This is a genomic window from Vibrio sp. WZ-1, assembly GCF_052037695.1.
In the GTDB taxonomy this organism is placed as follows: Bacteria; Pseudomonadota; Gammaproteobacteria; order Enterobacterales; family Vibrionaceae; genus Vibrio.
The window spans coordinates 215153-233194 of the sequence record NZ_JBQEQR010000081.1 but is presented as its reverse complement, the minus strand read 5'-3'; the positions used below and the strand labels follow the sequence as shown (position 1 = coordinate 233194).

Here is an 18042-nt window from a genome sequence, read left to right as displayed (position 1 = left end):
AGATGAGAAAAATAAGCTAAATGGCATATAATTGATGCTATAAAAGCAACAATGGTTTTGTAGGTAAGGCGTTATGGATTTCTCTAGTCGTTTATTGCTGTTACTTGAAGTGGTCGAACTTGGCTCCTTCACCAAGGTATCAGAACAGAAGAATGTGGATCGTTCGGTGATCTCTAAACAGATCAGCCGTTTGGAAGAAGAGCTGGGTGTTCGCTTGCTCAACCGAACCACGCGCTCCTTATCATTGACGGCTGCCGGGAATGAAATGATCAACCAAGCTAAATTCCTTCGTACACTGCTGAGTGATACTCACCGTTTGGCGCAGAATTATCACGAAGAGCCTCGTGGGGTCTTACGTATTACCAGTTCGACCATGTTTGGACGTCAATACGTTCAAGATGCGATTTCAGTGTTTCAACAGCAATACCCAGATGTGGAGTTTGAGCTGCGTTTGGAAGATCGCATGGTTGATATGGTGCAAGAGGGCTTTGATATTGGCTTTCGCATCGGACGACCTAAAAACTCGAGCTTGATTACTCGTAAGATTGCACGAAGTCGCCTGTTGATTGTTGCCGCCCCTGAGTTTTTAGAAAAGTATGGTGAGGTGAACAGTCTAGAAAAAATGGAATCGCTACCCGCCACCATCTACGCTGCACCAGGTCTTTTGTTCGATAAATTCGGCTACCAAGATGAGCAGGGTAAACAGCAGTATTTTCAGCTTAATGTCGCTTATAAAGTGAATGATGTGGAAATGTTGGCAAGAAGTGCAGCAGGAGGAAATACGCTCGCCGTAGTAACCGCACAAATGGTTCAAGATGAAATCAAACAAGGCAAGTTGGTGCCGATCATGACCGATTTGAATATTGATGATTTCGGCACCTTCTATGCGGTCTATCCACACCGAGACGCACCAATTAAAACCAAGTTATTCATCGACACGCTAAAATCCATTGTGGGAGAAGAGACACCTATTTGGGAGAAGAACATACCTAACTTCGACAAGATGTATGGGCGCGGGAAGTAGGATAAACGGCAGAGTATTATTTAACCTACCGTTTATTTTAAGGCGGCTTAGTCGTTACTTCGCTTGTTGCATCTCAACTAAACCACCTGCGTTATGAAGGTTGGTAAACCCTTGCGATTGCAAGTACTGATATGCTTGCCCTGAGCGATTACCGCTGCGGCAGTAAAGTACGATCTGCGTGTCTTTATCGACATTAGCAAAGTGTTTATCCAACTCTGAAAGCGGGAAGTTAACCGCATTGTCCAAGTGACCATCCGCAAATTCTTGTGGTGTGCGTACATCGACAATCATTGCGCCTTGCTTAATCCATTGCCAACCTTGCTCTGCTCGTTCAGAAGCAAACACCGATGGTGCGGTCAAAGCTAAGCTCAAACAAGTGAATACAATCGGAAGTAGTTTTTTCATTGAGTTCCTTTCCTCAAGGTTAATTGCCCTTAATCGTTCTGATGAAGATTATACGTGCTAATTGGGGTGTTCAACATGGTACTAGTCGGAAAAAGGTCAGCGCTTGCGAACTGACCTTTGAAGAGGGAAGAGTGATAGAGGTTTATTGAGGCGCTTTCATCGCTTCTGACAGATCGCCCGTCATCACGAAGTGCAACTCCCCACCCGGTTTGAACTCGGAATGGTCGAAGAAGAAACCGTTATCCAAAGCTTTGCCATTGATGGTGACAGACTTGATGTACATGTTGTCATCGGCGTTGTTCTCTGTGGTGATGGTGAACGTGCCGCCTTTCACCGGAATCACTGCTTTGTCGAATAGCGGACGACCCACAGTGTAAATAGGTTCTGCTGCGTTCACTTGGTAGAAGCCTAATGCAGACATCACATACCAAGCGGACATAGCGCCCACGTCTTCGTTACCAATTACGCCCTCTGGTGCAGCGAAATACATGTCATCAAGAATGTGGTCAACGACTTGTTGCGTCTTCCATGGTTCTGCGGTCCAGTTGAATAGGTAAGGAATGTGGTGTGAAGGCTCGTTACCAAACGCAACTTGACCAATCAAACCAGACATATCTGCTGTTTCTGTGCCTTGGCTTTCTGCGGAGAAGGTCGCTTCTAGGTTTTTCTGGAACTCAGCATCGCCACCCATGATGGTTTTTAAGCCCGCGATGTCATGCGGCACAAACCAAGTCCACTGCCACGCGTTACCTTCGGTGTAGTTGCCTGTTTCATGCTCTGTACCGTATGGGTCGAATGGCGTCATGAAGGTTTCATCAATCATCACCGGGCGCATAAAGCCCGTCACACCATGCTCTGCGTATTCCGTTGGGTTGTAATCGAAGTACTTTTTGTAGCCTTTTGAGCGTTCAAGGTATTGCTCTTCCGCTTGAGTATCACCGGCTGCTTTCGCAATTTGCGCGATAGCCCAATCGTAGAACGCGTTTTCCAGACCGTAAGAAACAGACTCAACCGTGTAGTCTTCAAAGACTGGTTCACCATCGACACGTTGGATGGCTGGCGTGAAGCCGTTTTTCTCAATGTAATCGATGTGCTTGGTTAAGGTGCGATCCAATACGCCTTGATCCCAATCGGCTTGCAGTGCAGGGTAGTTCGCGTAAGTCGAAGAGTCGATCGCTGCTTTCAGCGCCAACTCTTTCTCTTGTTGAGTAAACTCTTCTGGGAACTTGGTCATCGCATCCGCAATCACCGTTACCGCTGGGTACCCAACCATGGTGCCTGTCTCGTCGCCTAAGTGTTCCCACTTCGGTAGCAAACCGCTTTCAGTGTACTTCTGCACTAGGTTCTTCGCGTATTGCACCGCGCGGGTTGGTTCCGTGATGGTTTTTAGTGGGTGCAACGCACGTTGGGTATCCCATAGAGAGTAAACCGAGAAGTTTGGCTGCTCTTCTGTCGCCTGACCGTAAGCGATGGAATATTCCCCTTCACCTTCACGAATTGAGCCTTTTCCCATGCCACGGAATCGACCATCCACGTCTTGATGTACCATAGGTGCAATCTTGGTGTGGTAAAGCGCGGTATAGAAGATCTCTTTCTGATTTTCTGTGCCCCCTTCGATATAGAAGTTGAGCGCTTTTGCCCATTTCTCGCGTGCGTTGTTGCGAGCAGTATCGAAAGAGACATTTGCTTCGGCATCGTAGTTGTTTTCTGCGCCTTGTGGGCCAACCGCAGACAACGCCACTTGCGCGTTCAACTCTTGTGAATCTTCATCTTCAAATTCGATGTAAGCAGTGACGTCTGCTTTGACACGTTTGATGGCATTGCCTTCATCATCGTAAATCAATTCAGAAACGTGCTCTGCCGTTAGGCCATCTACCGGCTTACCATTGGCAAGGATGTAGACGTCTTTGATCTTCTTATCGAAAGTCGCATAGAAGAAGATTTTTTGGTTCTTCGCCCAACCAGAGAAGTGCGCTGCGTCGCGCTCACCTGTGATGGTATGACCGTCTTCGCTCACCGTCAGTTTGTTGCGCAGAGAGGTCGAACCCCAGTCACTGTTTAGGATGGAGTTGAGGTCTATCTTCAAACGTTGTGGTTGACCTTGTGGGTAGGTGTAACGATGGAAGCCGACACGTTCAGACGCCGTAAGCTCAGCTTTGATACCGTTCTCTGCAATCTTCACAGAGTAGTAGCCCGCTTCTGCCACTTCTGAGGTTTTGTCCATCTTGACTGAAATCGCTTCGCGGTAGTCGTCGCTGTCTTCGATGTATTTGGCTTTATCTTCGGTAAATGGCAGGAACAGAATGTCACCTAAGCCGCCCATACCCGTGCCAGAAAGGTGAGTGTGGGAGAAGCCAAATAGGGTCTTTTTATCAAAGTGGTAACCTGATGAAGAGTGCCAGCCGATCAGCTCGGTATCTGGAGAAAGTTGCACCATGCCTTCTGGCACAACCGGACCCGGGAAGGTGTGTCCGTTAAAGCCGGTACCAATGAATGGATCGACGTATTTTAGATTGGAAGTATCGACGCTTGGTGAGGTGTTATCGTCGTCATTGTTGCAGCCTGCCAAACCAATAACACTTGCAATCACAGCGGTTGCGATAGCGGTTTTCGTAAAGTTCATAATCTTGATTCCTTAGGCAGGAGGCGCATCACTTCCTGCCACTGAGTTAATCTATCTGTGTATTCTTTAAACACGAATTACATAAAACGTTACTGAGCTTGAAGCGCTTCTTGCTTGTCACCTGTCATGACGAAGTGAAGCTCGCCGCCCGCTTTGATTTCGCTGTGTTTGAAGGTGAAGTTGGCATCCAGCGGTTTGCCGTTGATGGTTACGGACTTCACGTACTTGTTGTGTGGGCTGTTGTTGTCTGCGATGACGTTGAACTCGCCGCCTTCCACTGGAATGGTGATTTCATCAAACATAGGGCGACCGATGGTGTAGACCGGATCTGCAGGCGTCACTTGGTAGAAGCCCATTGCCGACATCAAGTACCAAGAGCTCATCTGACCCACGTCTTCGTTACCAATCAAACCGGTTGGTTCGCTGGTGTACATCTCTGACATGATGCGGTCTAGGTACTCTTGTGCTTTCCATGGCTCATCCGTTAGCGCGTATAGGTAAGGAATGTGGTGCGATGGCTCGTTACCGTGCATGTATTGACCGATGTAACCCGTTAGGTCTGGCAGTTCTTCACCTGTGTTTGAAGAATGCGCGTTGAATAGCTCGTCCAAGTCTTCACGGAAGGCTTTCTCTGGCGTGGTGTCTTTGCCTTGCGCCAAGTCGGCTTGGTAGATTTCTTGTTTCAGACGGTTGAAATCGTGCATTGGTTGGAACTTCCATTGCCACGCGTTCCCTTCGGTGTAAGCAAACTCGTCCACGTAGTAAGGGTTAAATGGCAGCAGTGGGCATTTCTCTTTCATCACACCTGAGCCTTCTGGCCACTCAACCATCTCACACTCATCCAAACGATCTTCATCAACTGGTTGGTTGAACTCCAATGGTGGTTTGTTTGGCGATGAGCTCAGCGGGTGGTTTTTCGGACGTAAGAAGCCAGTTTCTGCATCCCAATGGTTAAGCCAGTTGTCGGCACGAGTCATAAACTCTTCTTGCAGTTTTACATCGCCAGCCATGCGCGCGATTTCTGCCATTGCCCAATCGCCATAAGCAAACTCCAGTGTGTAGGAGGCACTGTTCCAGTAGCCGTGATGAACAAAGCCGTTTTCTTCGTACACCTTCACTTGTACAACGTTTGCTGCGCCGATGTTGTTGTCTTCTGTCCAGTCTGGGAATTCAGAAGCCTCGTGGTAACGCACGGTAAACTCAGCTGCGTCTTTGGCAAGTTGTGGGTCGATGTCTAAGCCTTTTGCCATCGCGTCAGCAATGATGGAAACCGCAGGGAAGCCGATCATAGTGCCTGTGTAATGGCTGTGCAGTTCCCATTTCGGCAGGATGCCACCGTCTTCGTATTTACGAATCAGGTCGTTGGCAAACTCTTCGGCACGTTCTGGATCTATGATGGTTTTCAGTGGGTGCGCTGCACGGAAAGTATCCCACATGGAGTACACAGAGTAGTTTGGTGTGTCGCCCGCGTCTTTTTGAATGCGAGTACGCATCGCTGGGTATTGACCGTCGACATCTTGGAAAATCATTGGCGCAATAGAGGCGTGGTAAAGCGCGGTGTAGAAGATCTCTTTCTGATCTTCCGTGCCGCCAGATACCATCATGCGGCTAAGCTCTTGGTGCCATGCGTCGTTGGCTTGAGCGCGCGCGGTATCAAATGACACGTCTTTCGCTTCTGCTTCTAGGTTTTTCTCAGCACCTTCTGTGCCTGTCGGTGATAAGCCTACTTGGATTTCTAACGGTGTTGATGATGGCGCGAATTCTAGGTAAGCGATGGTTTTCACTGCGTCGATGTTGTCGTTGTTCACATCGATTTCCGTTTCTGCGCCGTCAACTAGAGCAATGGCTTTGACGATAGGTTGGTTGAAGGTGGCGTAGAAGTACACGTGCTGGTTGTTCGCCCAGCCGTTCGAGCTACGTAAACCGCGGATGGTGTAAGCGTCGATGAACTCCAAATCGCCCTTCATGGTGCGGTTGTTGAAGTGACCTTTGTTGAGTGTGTGGTCTAAATCGAACTTGATGTGCGGCGTGGTGCCTTCTTTGAAGGTGTAGCGGTGGAAGCCAACACGCTGCGTAGTAGTTAGCTCGGCTTTGATTTCGCCTTTGTTCAGTTCAACCGCGTAGTAGCCTGCTTCTGCGGTTTCGTTGTCTTTATCGAAGGTGTTGAAAACGGCGTTTTCTTTCTTAGTAAAAGGCAGAACTAAGATGTCACCAAGGTCGGTAATGCCTGTGCCAGAAAGATGAGTGTGGGAGAAGCCATATACTGGGATTTCAGTCAGCTTGCCGTGGTCGAAGTAACCTGCGGCAGAGCCCCAGCCTTCTATTTCGGTATCAGGAGAAAGTTGCACCAAACCGTAGGGCACAACCGCCCCTGGGAAGGTGTGACCATCTGCGCCCGTACCAATCAATGGATTAACGTATTGGGTGAGAGTGGTGTCGAATGGTGTACCAGAGCTGTTGTTGTCGTCATCGCTGTTACAACCAGCAAGACCAAGCATGGCAGCGAGAATAGCGGTAGAGATAAGGGTTCTTTTTAGTTTCATTTTTATGGTTCCACAGAAGTGAAGGTTCTACAGAAAATAAAGGGCGAGGGTGTACCCCTTTATCCCCTTCCTACTTGACGTTGCAGCGATGTTGCCTAGTTACAACGCCAAGTAGTTTGGGGGTGTTATTTGGATCGGTGTCAGCTACTGCGCTTTCATCGCTTCAGATTTGTCTGAAGTCATGACGAAATGCAGCTCACCACCGTCTTTCAAATCGCTGTGCGCGAAGCTGAAGTTGTCACTCAATTGTTTGCCGTTGATGGTCACCGACTTAACGTAGATGCTCTCTTGGCTGTTATTTTCTGAGGTGATGGTGAATTTACCGTCCGCGACTGGAATCACGGCTTTGTCGAACAGAGGACGACCGATGGTGTAGCTTGCTTCGCCCGGTGTGACTTGGTAGAAGCCCAATGCAGACATCACATACCACGCCGACATCTGACCGACGTCTTCGTTACCAATCAGGCCTTCATGCGTTGGGTGGTAGAACTCGTTCATCGCTTGGTCGACGATTTCTTGTGTCTTCCAAGGCTCGGCCGTCCAGTTGTAGAGGTAAGGCACATGATGATCAGGCTCGTTACCCATCACGAACTGACCGATGTAGCCAGACATGTCGTGTGATTGGCTCGTATCGGCGTTGGAGTCAGCATTAAACAGCGCATTCAAGTTGGCCAAGAATGCCGCTTTGCCTTGTTCGGTTACGTCTTCAGGAAGAGAGAAGTCGGTGCGGTCGATGTGCTCGCCGCCCATCACGTTAGCCAGACCGTTCAAGTTGTGAGGTGCAAACCATGTCCATTGCCATGTATTGCCTTCGGTGAAGTCTTCACCACGGTGCTCGGCGCGGTAAGGCCAGAACACGTCACTTTCGTTGAGTGCTTTGCGGTCTTTACAGGCGTTGTAGTCCATACCGTCTGGGATAGACAGCGCCATGTTCTCGTCCAAACATTCGGCTTTCAGGTTGTTTGCCCAAACCTTGCTGCCGCTGTTCATGTAAGCCGGACGCATAAAGCCCGTTGCACCCAATGCGTTGCCTTTGGTGTCTTGCAGTTTGCCGTATTGCTCTGGGTTGTAATTGAAGTAGTTCTTGAACGATTCAGAACGTGCCATGTAGCGGTCGTACTGCTGGTCGTTGCCCGCAAGTTTAGCGATCTGAGCGATACACCAGTCGTAGTAAGCGTTCTCAAGACCGTAAGACACCGACTCGTTCACGAGTTCGTCGTATTTATCGACTTTTAAGCCTTCTACGTAACCCGGTTTGTCACCAGAATCCGGCGCCCATTTGGTGTTAGCTGGAATAAAGCCGACGTCTTCTTGGTAGTCGTTATGACGCGTCATTACTGTGAAGCGTTTGTCACCGTTCCAAGCATCTTGGTAAGGCACCCAGCTTTCAGTTTTATCAAGGTTGAAGTTGACCGTTTCGTCAGCGGCTTTCAACGCCAAATCAAACTCGGCAGCAGTAAAGGCTTCTGGGTGTTTAACCATGATATCGGCGATAACCGAGACCGCAGGATGACCGACCATTTCACCGGTGTAATCTGAGTGCAGTTCCCATTTTGGCAACACGCCCCCCGTTTGGTATTTGTTCAATAGATCGCGTGCGTGTTCAATCGCGCGGTCTTTATCGATGATGGTTTTCAGTGGGTGTGCGGCGCGGAAGGTATCCCACATTGAGTACACTGAGTAGTTCACTAAGCCGTCTTCTGCTTGGTGTACTTTGCCATCCATGCCGCGGTATTTGCCATCCACATCTTGGTATAGGAATGGAGCAACAAACGTACGGTAGAGCGAGGTGTAGAACATGGTTTTGTCGGCTTTGTTGCCGCCTTCCAGTTCAAACTCGCCAAGGATGTTTTCCCAAGCCACGCGGTTTTGTTGTACGACGTTGTCGAAATCCCAGCCGTTAGTGTCTGCTTCTAGGTTTTTCAATGCGCCGTCAACGCCAGTGCCAGAAATCGCTACTTTGACCACCAATGGCTCATCGCTCTTACCAAAGTTCAAATGCGTCTGGACATCGTTTGCGCGTTTTGCCAAACGTTCTGGGTCAGGTTCTGGTTCGCCCGGCATTGGTTTGTGCTCTGCGTAACCACGGTAATCTTCCAAGCCGACTTCGGTAGCGTCAGTTGGGGTAAGTTTGCTTTCAGAAACCAGCTTGGTGTACAGGTTCTCTTCGATGATTGGATCAGAGAATTCTGCTGCGAAGAAAACAGTTTGCCATTGACCCCATTCGTTTGAGGTACGCGCGCCTACGACGGTAGTGTCGTTAATGCGTTTGTAGTAAATGCTGCGAGAGTGGTTGCCGTATTGCTCCAGCAGTTCGTGTTGCAGATCGATGCGCACTTTACGATCTTCACCCGGTTTGAAGGTGTAACGTTGGAACGCCACGCGGTCGGTTGCCGACAGCTCAGCTTTTACGCCAGTTTCTACAAGGTCAACCGAGTAGTAACCAACCTCCGCCACTTCTGAACTTTTATCCATGGTCACGGCATCGGGATTAAAGCCTGTGTATGGCAAGAAAGCGAAGTCGTTTAGGTCGCCTTTACCTGCGCCAGAAATGTGGGTCATTGAGAAGCCAGAAAGCAGGCTGTGCACAGGATCGTATTCAACAGGCGAGCCTTTGCCATTCCAACCGTTTGGATCGAAGTTATCTGGGGACGGTTGAATCATACCTTCTGGCATGACTGGAGATGGGTTGACGTTGCCAAGACCTTTAGTGCCGATCAAGGTATCAACGAATTCCAAAGTAGGGGTAGAGATAACTGGAGTTTCTGGATCAGAGTCGCTGCCGCAACCTGCAAGACCAAGCATGGCGGTTAACACTGCGGTAGAGAGTAGGGTTCTTTTTAGTTTCATTGTTTTTATTCCACGAGAAAAGGGGACACAAGGTCCCCTCAAAATCATTATTCACCTAGGTTGGCTTGCATTGCTTCAGACTTGTCAGCCGTCATCACGAAGTGCAGTTCGCCGCCTGCTTTGAATTCGCTGTGCTGGAAGGTGTTGTACATATCCAGAGGCTTACCGTTGATGGTCACTTCTTTGATGTACATGTTGTCTGGACCGTTGTTCTCAGCCGTTACCGTGAAGGTGCCAGAGCCAATGTCTACCGTCGCTTTGTCGAAGATTGGACGACCGATGCTGTAGGTTGGATCGGTTGGCGAGATTTGGTAGAAGCCAAGTGCTGACATCAAGTACCACGCCGACATTTGACCTACGTCTTCGTTACCGATGATGCCGTCTGGCGTCGGTTTGTAGAACTGGTCGTAAACTTGGTCTAGGTATTCCTGCGCCTTGTAAGATTCTTCAGTACGGTTGTACAAGTAGATGACGTGGTGCGAAGGCTCGTTACCATGAATGTACTGACCGATGTAACCTGTCATATCTTGGTGCGCTTCGCCGCCATTTGGATCGGCGGTAAATAGGTTGTTCAGTTTGTCGTTCAGACCTTGTGTGCCGCCCATGATTTCCGTCAGCTTGTCTAAGTCTTGCATGAACGTCCATTGCCACTGCCACGCGTTACCTTCGGTGTAGTAGTATGCATCAGACTTGTATGGGTCGAAGTCGGTTGAAGCGTATTTCAGTGCACATGCATCGCCATCTTTTAGTTCAGTCGGAACGAAGAAGCCCTTGCCGTCTGCGTTACCTGCGTCAGCATCCCAGTGTTTCAGAGAGTTGTAAGAACGGGCTTTGAACTCTTCATACGCGTCCATATCACCAGCGGCTTTTGCCATTTCTGCGATAGTCCAATCGTAGAATGAGAATTCCAACGAGTACGACACTGAGTTCCAGTTCGGGTAGCGAACACATTGTTCTTTCTCGTGGTAGTTCAACTGACCCGCCATGAGTGAGCTCAAGATATCATCATGGATTTGTGGGTATTCATCCGGTGTGTAATGTGCGGATTTGACGGATGCTTTGTAACCCTGCTCTGCATCAATCAAGCCTTTGGTTACGGCATCGCCCAGAATCGCTGCCGACGGGTAGCCGATCATGGTGCCTGTTTCTGAGCCGTGACCTTCCCATTTCGGTAATAGGCCAAACTCGTCGTTGGATTTACGAATCAAGTCTTTGACGTATAGCGTTGCTTGGTCTGGGTCGATGATGGTCCACATTGGGTGAACGGCGCGGAACGTATCCCACGTTGAGTAAATCGAGTAGTTTGGTGTGTCGCCATCTTTCAGTGTGCGCACTGTGCCAAGCATATCGACGTATTGACCGTCCACATCGTAGAACTCGATTGGTGCGATCATCATGTGGTACATGCCAGTGTAGAAGTTGGTTTTCTGTGCATCTGTGCCGCCTTCAACTTTGATTTTTGCTAGTTTCTCAGCCCACGCGTATTCCGCGTCTTCTTTCACTTGTGCTAGGTCGAAACTTGGCGCTTCCGCTTCTAAGTTTTTCTGTGCGCCTTGCCAGTTAACAGGAGAGATACCCACGCGGATTTCAATTGGCTCTTCGCCTGTGCCGAAGTTTAGGTAAGCGGTCAGATCATCGCCTGAGTAAACCGCACCATTACGCATTTCGCGCGTTGGCTCTAGATCTTGTTCGCCCAACAGTGCTTTCGCGATTGGTTGGTTGAATTTCGCGTAGAAGAAGATGTCCTGACCTTGGTGATCTTGCCCTTGGAACCAGCCTGTTGATGTTTTACGACCGCGAATGGTGTATTCGTCCACCACTTCTACTTTGTTCTTCAAAGACTTGCCGTTGTTGTTCATTAGGGTATGACCCAAATCGAACTTCACGTTGCGGTCCGCTCCATCAGTAAAGGTGTATTTGTGCAAACCAACGCGTTTGGTTGCGCTCAGTTCTACTTCGATTTGGCCTTGGTTTAGCTTGGTTTTGTAGTAGCCCGCGCTTGCTTCTTCATTGGCTTTGTCGAACGAGTTCAGCTGCGTGTCCGCCATGTCTGCGTATGGCAGAACCAAGATGTCACCTAGGTCCGTTGCGCCTGTACCTGAAAGGTGAGTATGGGAGAAGCCGTACAGCGGAACGTCAGTGTTAACCACTTCGCCAGTTGCGTAGTTGGATGAATCCCAATAGCCAGAAGCAGAGTGCCAAGGGTTAAGCCCTGATTCGTGATCAGTGTTAGAGCCGATGAAGGTATCTGGAGACAGTTGAACCATACCTGCCGGTACCGTTGCGCCCGGGAATGTATGACCAGAAGCTGCTGTGCCGATCATTGGATCGACGTACTTTAACACCGCGAGATCAACAACTGGCTCGCCCGGTAGTGAAGAGGAAGAGTCGTTGTCGCTGTTACAGCCTGTCAGACCGACTAGACCACTGAGAACTGCGCAAGCGAGTAGGGAAGGTTTGAATTTCATTTTTAAAGCCTTGTAAATTGTAGGGTTATATAGTTAAAAAAATCAGGGGTATTACTAAAACTTAAAAACTTGAAATAGAGCCCTTTGGGGGAAAGGGCTCTTAGGGGGAGGAGCTTAAGGTTTAAGCTTTTACAAGAGTCGCTGCGTTACGCATCGCTTCTTTCGTTGAACACTCAACAACGTTTGCTTTTGCAAAGCGGTGAGCGTCTTTTACTTGGATATCGTGAGCTAGAATAACCAGCTTCGCGTTTGCTACATCTAGGTCAGTGATGCGGTTCTGGATACCGTTTTGACCTTGAGTTTCTACTTTGATTTTCAGACCCGCTGCTGCACCTGCTTTCTCTAGTGCTTTCGCTGCCATGAATGTGTGTGCTACGCCAGATGGGCAACATGTTACTGCTACGATGTCGTACTCGCCTTCGCCTGCTGCTGGAGCGGCTTGAGCTTGTGCAGGTGCTGCTTCTGCGATTTCGTCTTCTGCTTCTTCTTCAGCTACTGGTTTCCAGAAGCCAACGATAACTGCTGTTGTTAGTGAGCCTAGTGCGATACCCACAACGTACATTGGGATGTTGCTTGATACAGGAGCTGTGATTAGACCGCCCCATGGTGCGTGTAGTAGTACGTCTGTTAGGAAGCCAAATACACAGCCAACGATACCACCAGCAACGATTGAAGGAAGAACGCGTACAGGGTCGTTTGCTGCGAATGGGATAGCACCTTCAGAGATACCGATAGAGCCCATGATTGCTGCTGCTTTACCTGCTTCTTGCTCTTGCTTAGTGAACTTCTTCTTGAATAGGAATGTTGCTAGTGCCATACCTAGAGGAGGCGTACAGATTGCGATACCAACACCACCCATTAGCCATGGTTGAGTATCTACTTGAGTTTGAGCGAATAGCGTTGCTACTTTGTTGATTGGACCGCCCATATCGAATGCAGTCATACCACCAAGAATCGTACCTAGAACCACTTTAGAAGCGCCAGCCATAGAAGCTAGGAATTCGTTCATAGAAGCCATGAAGATCTTGATTGGCTCACCGATACCCCATAGAACGATACCAGCTGAAACAAGCGTACCTAGTAGAGGGTAGATGAAGTAAGCGCCCAACGCAGTCATGTTAGCAGAAAGAGGGATCTTCTTAAGTTGGAATACCACACCACCTGCGATGAAGCCCGCTACGATACAACCAAGGAAGCCGCCGCCCATGTCAGCCATGATGCCAGAAGAGATCATCGCCGGCGCTAGTGCTGGTTTGTCTGCAATTGAGTAACCGATGAAGCCACCAAGAATAATTGGGAACAGCACCAGACCTTTAATACCGATATTAGAAATATCAGCCAATAAACCGTCCGCAGGAACCGCACCTTTACCTGAAGCCATTACCGCTAGCGCCAGTAGTACACCACCTGCAACAATAAATGGAAGCATGTGAGAAGTACCGAATAAAAGGTGGCCTTTCATGGTACTTAGGATTTTTTTGAAATCGCTATTATTACTAGCTTGAGCTGTGATTGTACTCATAATTTCACGCCTTATGAATTAATTAAAATATTTAGTATTTGGTTTTCGTCTTTTGCGTTATGAATATCTTCAATAAACTCTTCGCTAAATTTACCGAATAATTCTTGAAGAACATAAATATGGTGGTCGGCACCGTTATCTGGTGAGGCAATCATGAAGAATACGGTCGGTTTGACTCCCTCTTCGTCGCCATACTCGATGCCTTCGCGCTTTACGCCAACAGCGATTGCAGGCTCTGTAACCGCTTTGCTTTTTGCGTGTGGGTAAGCGATGCCGTCCATTGAAGTCACGCTTAATGCTTCACGTGCTTCGATGTCGGTTAAAAAAGCCTCTTTGCCGCTGATTCGGTTATTTTCGAATAGCATTTGTGCTAGCTCTTCAAAGACTTCTTTTTTATTATTTGCTTGAAGGTTGCCTTTAATTAAATTGACGTTTGTTAGTTCTGTAATCATTTTTGACTCATTGGTACTGAAGTAATGAGGCAAATTTAATTAATGTTATGGTTTTCTGAAATAGTAAAAAAAATCCAATAACTATACTTTTGTATCACTGAGAGCTAAGTGTGATAGAAGTCATTAATATCAATGACCTAGTAGGGAATGAGTACTGTGACTTATATTCCATTTATTTTGAAACTAATAATGAAGCTTTAAAATAAACGAGATGCAAATCAAAGATGGTTCAATATTGCTATAAAAATGAGGCTTTGTGCTAGAGCTCCTGCAATAACCCTTTTATTAACGTAATTTGCTATCTCTTCTAGAAAAGACATAAAGCGAGCAGGACTTTTTTTTTGAAAACTTGTCAGGCTCAATTGTGTTGATTGCTCGCGGACAGTAGATTCCGTATTGCGCTCCTTCGTCGCTGTACGGAATGACGGCTTTCGTTGGGGTAATAGCTGATGGCCTACACAAGCTGACGGGTGATCTCGGACAGTTCCTCCCCTTGATATACATTGGCTAATTTAAGCTCCGAAGTTGAAGTCAAGGGGAGGTTAGGAGGGGTTGTTACGCTGGATTTGGATAGCCTATTAAGACTGATTCTTGTACTTGTGCAGCAAACCTAACGGGATATGGCAGTAGTCATTTGGAAAGTGCGTAAGTCGGTCTTGGTGCTCATCGTCACTTGGCACGTAGTTTGTGAGTGGCAGCACTTCTACGGCGATCTTATCGGCATCTGGTCTCGCTGTAATAAACGCTTTGGCAATCGCTAGGTGTTGTTCGTTTTGGCTATAGACACCAGTACGGTACTTCTCACCTACATCTTCACCTTGCTTGTTAACACTGTGCGGGTCGATGATCTCAAACAGATACCCGATTAAAGTTTCAACCGAAACTTGCTCAGGGTCGAATTGGGTTTTCACGCATTCTGCGTAGCCATCGTATTCAGATTGAGTGTTATCCGTCGTGCCATTTGCTCGTCCTGCTTCGGTGCTGATTACGCCCGGAAGGTGGCGCATAAATTCTTGAACGCCCCAAAGGCAGCCGCCTGCGAAGTAAATTTCTTCCATCATTCTGTCCTGAAAAACTTTGCGCCATTATGGGCATCACTTTCATTCAAACACAACTCCAACCATAAAACAGGAACAGCTCGGTGGTGATTTGCTCTCTTTTTTGTGCTGCGTTTCCTCGTTAGGTTGAACGCAGTTAAGAGCTAGGGGAAATCCTAATGAAAATTGAACATATCGCGATTTGGACAGAACGTTTGGAAGAGCTAAAAGCCTTCTATGAGAAATACTTTAACGCGGTGTCTAACGATAAATACCACAACCCAACTAAGCAGTTTTCATCTTACTTTCTTTCGTTTGAAAGTGGTGCACGATTAGAGTTGATGTCGATGGAAGGTGTGACCGCCTGTGAAAAATCTCATGCGATGCAGGTAACAGGATTAGCACACTTTGCCTTTGCTTTAGGATCTGAACAGGCAGTGGATCAATTAACCAAAACCTTAGTGGATGATGGCTACCAATGGGTCGACGGTCCGAGACAAACAGGTGATGGTTATTATGAAAGCTGTGTGTTAGATCCGGATGGCAACCGTCTTGAGCTTACGGCGTAACGCAGCTTAGCTTATTTCTATCGTTCTCAGGCTGCTTTCATATGAAAGTGTTCGGGCGTATACTGCAAGCTCATCAAAAAGGAGCGAGCCTGTGAACTCAAGACAAAATGAAATCCTGCAATTGGTTAATGACCGCAAACGCGTTCAAGTGACGGAGCTTTCTGACATCATTGGCGTGTCGGGCGTGACTATCAGGCAGGATTTGAACTTCCTTGAGCAACAAGGCTACTTAAAGCGTGTACACGGCGCTGCGACGGCGCTACAAAGTGACGATATTGATACGCGACTCGAAGTGCGCTTCGACATCAAACAAGCGTTAGCCAATAAAGCGGCAGACTTGGTATCGCCAAACGAAACCGTCTTGATCGAAGGCGGCAGTGCTAATGCGCTTTTGGCCCGCACGTTAGCTGAACGTGGTGACGTCACCATCATTACCCCATCGGCGTACATTGCTCACCTCATCCGTAACACCTCAGCTAACATCATCTTGCTTGGTGGTGTGTATCAGCATCAAGGCGAGAGCTTAGTTGGACCGTTAACCAAGCTGTGTATTGAGAATATTCACTTCAGCACGGCTTTCTTGGGTATTGACGGCTTCCATCAAGATACTGGCTTCACTAGTCGAGACATGATGCGCGCAGAAATCGCTGAAACCATCATTGCGAAAAAGCGTCGTAACATCGTGCTGACGGATTCAAGTAAGTTTGGGCAAATCTACCCATCTTCGATTGGTAAAACGAGTGAAATCTCGGTGCTGTTAACTGACGAAGCCGCTCCGAAAAGCGACCTCGAACAGTTGAGAAAGCAAGGCGTGGAAGTGGTTCTTGGCTAATAGAGGTGATGTTCTCCAATCTAGCACTCGTTTCATAATGTTTTTTGCGTAAAAATTGCGCAAAAAAGGCCCAGATAAGCTGGGCCGTTTTTATTAATAAAGGCGATGATAGCCAAAGAAATTACGCGAAGTGTTCTACGATGATGTCATCGGCATTGTCTACAAATATCGCGCCTTTATCTTCCATCTCGGCAATTACCGCATCGACGGTATCTGGCAATACCGCGCGGCTAGATGCTAGGTTCACAATCACTTTGAAACCTAAATCGAGTGCTTGAGTGACGGACTTTTTCACACAGAAATCGAGTGCTAAGCCGCCAACAACAACTGTGTCTACATTGTTGAATTTGAGGAACTCATTTGCGCCTGTGGTTTTGGTATCAGCCACATCGTGGAAAAAGATGCCGTATGGGTGTGCGTCTGGGTCCATGCCTTTGTTCACTTGGAAATCGTAGTCTAGAACAGGGGGTAAGCCATCAAGCAGCTCAACACCAGTTGTGCCAAGCACACAGTGGCGGTTCCACTTAATATCCACGTTTGGTAAACCTACTGGCTCAAGCATGTTAGCTGGCGTTTCTGCATCCCAAGCCGCTTTTGGTGGGTGCAAGTCACGGCTGACTAATTTTAAGCGACCTTTCGTGTGGTTCTTTAGTAGCTCTGGAACGATTTCTAATGCGCCGGTTACTGGCAGTTCGTCAGGGCAAAGTTCGGTGAAGCCTTTTTCAGGATCGACGTCGATCACTGCGGTGGTTTGGTAGTTAACTCGAACTGTCATGGCAGACTCCTTGTCTGTCTTTATGCTTACGTTAGCCACGCAAACAGTTTTGGAAAAAGGTCACTTCGTCGCTTGCTAGGGTGTACACCATGGCTGGTTTGCCACCTTTACCTTTGTTAGTGGAAGCAACTTTGTTGGTTGGTTTAAGTACGCCAGAATCAACCAGCCTGCGCTTGATCGTCATTCTACTGATATCGATGCCGAACTCTTGATAGGCGGCAATGATGTCGGCAACCAAAAACTCTTTATCAAGTGCGAACAGCAGGACCGAGGTGTATTCGATAGAGGCGCGTAGCTTTTGCCATGCTTTTTCAATCATCTTTTGGTGATCAAAAGCGAGGGTTTCTTCGCCATCGAGGATCGCTTGCAGCGGGAACCACTTCAGATGACATTCTGGTACGCCTGCGTTATCGATTTGCTCTTTGTTGTTGCGGTCAACCAAAGCGTAATGGGTGATGTTCAGGCTCCAATCTTCAGGATCGCGTTTGGGGTCACCATCGACAAAGGCTTCACTAAAGTGACGAGGGTAGGTGTGGATTTTTTCGCGGCAAATGCGGCGTCGTGCAGCTTCGAAGTTCTCGTCTGCTGGGCGTCCACCTTCGTGGGTCATGTCTTTATCAAATACGAATCCGCCGGGTAGGGCCCATACACCGTGGTACGGACGTTCCGGGTTCGAACGTTTGATCAGCAACACTTCCAACCCTTTATCGGCACAGCCAGATAGTCTGAATGGAATAATGTCGACGGTTACGATCATGATTTGGTCCTGAGAATAATTTGTAAGTAATCTAGCGCATAACAAGTAGTCAATCAATGGGTAAGTAACCGATTGTTAGAAACATAGCGACCACCACAGAATAATTGGCCCTAGGTATGGATGCGCTTATTTATTCGGGTTATCCACAATAACTGTCGGAATTTTGCGCGTAAAAACCTTATAAA

13 protein-coding genes are annotated in these 18042 nt (G+C 48.0%); 3 read left to right on the top strand and 10 right to left on the bottom strand.

Translation table 11 applies throughout. The annotated features are described in order from the left end of the window. Window positions 1-73 precede the first annotated feature (73 nt). Window positions 74-1024 carry a LysR family transcriptional regulator gene (locus tag ACTS60_RS19115; protein WP_440889539.1) on the top strand — a complete coding sequence of 317 codons (951 nt, stop codon included), beginning with the start codon at window positions 74-76 and terminating at the stop codon, window positions 1022-1024. A gap of 54 nt (window positions 1025-1078) precedes the next feature. On the opposite strand, the gene ACTS60_RS19110 is transcribed toward ACTS60_RS19115, so the two are convergent. The 8 genes from ACTS60_RS19110 to ACTS60_RS19075 form a co-directional block, all read right to left on the bottom strand. Continuing rightward, window positions 1079-1429 carry a rhodanese-like domain-containing protein gene (locus ACTS60_RS19110; protein WP_440889538.1) on the bottom strand — a complete coding sequence of 117 codons (351 nt, stop codon included), beginning with the start codon at window positions 1427-1429 and terminating at the stop codon, window positions 1079-1081. A gap of 142 nt (window positions 1430-1571) precedes the next feature. After that, the gene (locus tag ACTS60_RS19105; protein ID WP_440889537.1) at window positions 1572-4052 is read right to left on the bottom strand and encodes a GH92 family glycosyl hydrolase; all 2481 of its coding nucleotides are present in this window, start codon (window positions 4050-4052) and stop codon (window positions 1572-1574) included. Between the two features lie 89 nt (window positions 4053-4141). Then, window positions 4142-6595, bottom strand: a complete 2454-nt coding sequence (locus ACTS60_RS19100; RefSeq protein ID WP_440889536.1) for a GH92 family glycosyl hydrolase — start codon at window positions 6593-6595, stop codon at window positions 4142-4144. Between the two features lie 144 nt (window positions 6596-6739). Next, the gene (locus tag ACTS60_RS19095) at window positions 6740-9445 is read right to left on the bottom strand and encodes a GH92 family glycosyl hydrolase (protein WP_440889535.1); all 2706 of its coding nucleotides are present in this window, start codon (window positions 9443-9445) and stop codon (window positions 6740-6742) included. Window positions 9446-9492: 47 nt separating this feature from the next. After that, window positions 9493-11913, bottom strand: coding sequence for a GH92 family glycosyl hydrolase (locus tag ACTS60_RS19090; protein WP_440889534.1), 2421 nt, complete (start codon window positions 11911-11913; stop codon window positions 9493-9495). Between the two features lie 121 nt (window positions 11914-12034). Beyond that, on the bottom strand, window positions 12035-13435 hold the full coding sequence (locus tag ACTS60_RS19085) for a fructose-specific PTS transporter subunit EIIC (RefSeq protein WP_440889533.1): 1401 nt from the start codon (window positions 13433-13435) through the stop codon (window positions 12035-12037). A gap of 11 nt (window positions 13436-13446) precedes the next feature. Next, window positions 13447-13887, bottom strand: a complete 441-nt coding sequence (locus ACTS60_RS19080; protein WP_440889532.1) for a PTS sugar transporter subunit IIA — start codon at window positions 13885-13887, stop codon at window positions 13447-13449. 578 nt (window positions 13888-14465) lie between these two features. Then, a complete protein-coding gene (locus tag ACTS60_RS19075; RefSeq protein ID WP_440889531.1) occupies window positions 14466-14945 on the bottom strand; it encodes a peptide-methionine (S)-S-oxide reductase in 480 nt (159 codons plus the stop codon). 158 nt (window positions 14946-15103) lie between these two features. Between ACTS60_RS19075 and ACTS60_RS19070 the strand changes: the two genes are divergently transcribed. Continuing rightward, a complete protein-coding gene (locus ACTS60_RS19070; RefSeq protein WP_440889530.1) occupies window positions 15104-15493 on the top strand; it encodes a VOC family protein in 390 nt (129 codons plus the stop codon). Window positions 15494-15584: 91 nt separating this feature from the next. After that, window positions 15585-16325, top strand: coding sequence for a DeoR/GlpR family DNA-binding transcription regulator (locus ACTS60_RS19065; RefSeq protein ID WP_005436345.1), 741 nt, complete (start codon window positions 15585-15587; stop codon window positions 16323-16325). Between the two features lie 121 nt (window positions 16326-16446). Here ACTS60_RS19065 and ACTS60_RS19060 read toward each other — a convergent pair whose 3' ends face one another. Both ACTS60_RS19060 and ACTS60_RS19055 read right to left on the bottom strand, forming a co-directional pair. Continuing rightward, window positions 16447-17100: a nicotinamidase gene (locus ACTS60_RS19060; protein WP_440889529.1), complete on the bottom strand. Its 654-nt coding sequence runs from the start codon at window positions 17098-17100 to the stop codon at window positions 16447-16449. Window positions 17101-17131: 31 nt separating this feature from the next. Continuing rightward, entirely contained in the window at window positions 17132-17857 is a 726-nt protein-coding gene (locus tag ACTS60_RS19055) for an NUDIX domain-containing protein (RefSeq protein WP_440889528.1), read from the bottom strand. Window positions 17858-18042 lie beyond the last annotated feature (185 nt).

Bases quoted from the DNA above. Each gene is read 5' to 3' on its own strand.
- ACTS60_RS19115 (WP_440889539.1), top strand. From the start codon at position 74: ATGGATTTCTCTAGTCGTTTATTGCTGTTACTTGAAGTGGTCGAACTT.
- ACTS60_RS19110 (WP_440889538.1), bottom strand. From the start codon at position 1,429: ATGAAAAAACTACTTCCGATTGTATTCACTTGTTTGAGCTTAGCTTTG.
- ACTS60_RS19105 (WP_440889537.1), bottom strand. From the start codon at position 4,052: ATGAACTTTACGAAAACCGCTATCGCAACCGCTGTGATTGCAAGTGTT.
- ACTS60_RS19100 (WP_440889536.1), bottom strand. From the start codon at position 6,595: ATGAAACTAAAAAGAACCCTTATCTCTACCGCTATTCTCGCTGCCATG.
- ACTS60_RS19095 (WP_440889535.1), bottom strand. From the start codon at position 9,445: ATGAAACTAAAAAGAACCCTACTCTCTACCGCAGTGTTAACCGCCATG.
- ACTS60_RS19090 (WP_440889534.1), bottom strand. From the start codon at position 11,913: ATGAAATTCAAACCTTCCCTACTCGCTTGCGCAGTTCTCAGTGGTCTA.
- ACTS60_RS19085 (WP_440889533.1), bottom strand. From the start codon at position 13,435: ATGAGTACAATCACAGCTCAAGCTAGTAATAATAGCGATTTCAAAAAA.
- ACTS60_RS19080 (WP_440889532.1), bottom strand. From the start codon at position 13,887: ATGATTACAGAACTAACAAACGTCAATTTAATTAAAGGCAACCTTCAA.
- ACTS60_RS19075 (WP_440889531.1), bottom strand. From the start codon at position 14,945: ATGGAAGAAATTTACTTCGCAGGCGGCTGCCTTTGGGGCGTTCAAGAA.
- ACTS60_RS19070 (WP_440889530.1), top strand. From the start codon at position 15,104: ATGAAAATTGAACATATCGCGATTTGGACAGAACGTTTGGAAGAGCTA.
- ACTS60_RS19060 (WP_440889529.1), bottom strand. From the start codon at position 17,100: ATGACAGTTCGAGTTAACTACCAAACCACCGCAGTGATCGACGTCGAT.
- ACTS60_RS19055 (WP_440889528.1), bottom strand. From the start codon at position 17,857: ATGATCGTAACCGTCGACATTATTCCATTCAGACTATCTGGCTGTGCC.